Origin of the sequence: Cupriavidus alkaliphilus (assembly GCF_900094595.1) — a bacterium.
Lineage (GTDB): Bacteria > Pseudomonadota > Gammaproteobacteria > Burkholderiales > Burkholderiaceae > Cupriavidus > Cupriavidus alkaliphilus.
This window is the reverse complement of the sequence record NZ_FMAD01000027.1, coordinates 1-1446: the sequence shown is the minus strand read 5'-3', so window position 1 is coordinate 1446 and position 1446 is coordinate 1. Positions and strand designations below refer to the sequence as shown.

Annotated in this window: 1 protein-coding gene; it reads right to left on the bottom strand. The window is 68.2% G+C overall.

What is annotated here, in order from left to right:
* Nucleotides 1–1446: carboxyl transferase domain-containing protein (locus tag GA0116996_RS27825; protein WP_092318354.1), on the bottom strand; the 1446-nt coding region annotated here is incomplete at both ends.

The following is a 1446-nucleotide window of genomic DNA, read 5'->3' as shown; positions in this document are numbered from 1 at the left end:
TCCTCGTCGATCGGCGCATTGAGGCTGGCCGACAGGCCCAGCCCCAGCACCGTGCGCGTCTGCGCGGGATCGATCACGCCGTCGTCCCACAGCCGCGCGCTGGCGTAGTACGGGTGGCCCTGGTGCTCGTACTGGTCGCGGATCGGCTGCTTGAAGGCGTCTTCCTCCTGCGCGCTCCACTGGCCGCCCTTCGCTTCGATGCCATCCCGGCGCACCGTCGCCAGCACGCTCGCGGCCTGCTCGCCGCCCATCACCGAGATGCGCGCGTTCGGCCACATCCACAGGAAGCGCGGCGAATACGCGCGCCCGCACATGCCGTAGTTGCCCGCGCCGAACGAGCCGCCGATGATCACCGTGAACTTGGGCACCTGCGCCGTCGCCACCGCGGTCACCATCTTGGCGCCGTTGCGGGCGATGCCCTCGTTCTCGTACTTGCGCCCGACCATGAAGCCGGTGATGTTCTGCAGGAACACCAGCGGGATCTTGCGCTGGCAGCACAGCTCGATGAAGTGCGCGCCCTTGAGCGCCGACTCCGAGAACAGGATGCCGTTGTTGGCAATGATGCCCACCGGATAGCCCCAGATGCGCGCGAAGCCGCAGACCAGCGTGGTGCCGTAGCGGGCCTTGAACTCGTCGAACTCGGAGCCGTCGACCAGGCGCGCGATCACCTCGCGTACGTCGTACGGCTTGCGCGTGTCGGTGGGGATCACGCCGTACAGCTCTTCCACCGGGTACAGCGGCTCGACCGGCTCGTGCAGGCGGATCTGGTCCGGCTTGCGGCGGTTCAGGTGCTGCACGATATTGCGCGCCAGGCTGAGCGCGTGGTGGTCGTTCTGCGCGAAGTAGTCAGCCACGCCGGACAGGCGCGTATGCACGTCGGCGCCGCCCAGGTCTTCCGCGCTGACTTCCTCGCCGGTGGCGGCCTTCACCAGCGGCGGGCCGCCCAGGAAGATGGTGCCCTGGTTCTTGACGATGATCGACTCGTCGCTCATCGCCGGCACGTAGGCGCCGCCCGCGGTGCACGAGCCCATCACCACCGCGATCTGGGGGATGCCGCGCTTGGACAGGTTGGCCTGGTTGTAGAAGATGCGGCCGAAGTGGTCGCGGTCGGGGAAGACCTCGTCCTGGTTGGGCAGGTTGGCGCCGCCGGAATCCACCAGGTAGATGCACGGCAGGTGGTTCTCCTCGGCGATCTCCTGCGCGCGCACATGCTTCTTGACCGTCATCGGGTAATACGTGCCGCCCTTGACGGTGGCGTCGTTGCAGACGATCACGCATTCCTGGCCCGCCACGCGGCCGATGCCGGTGATGATGCCGGCGCCGGGCGCGGCATCGTCGTACATGTCATACGCGGCCAGCTGCGACAGCTCCAGGAACGGCGTGCCGGGGTCGAGCAGCTGCTGCACGCGCTCGCGCGGCAGCAGCTTGCCGCGCGCCAGGTGCTTG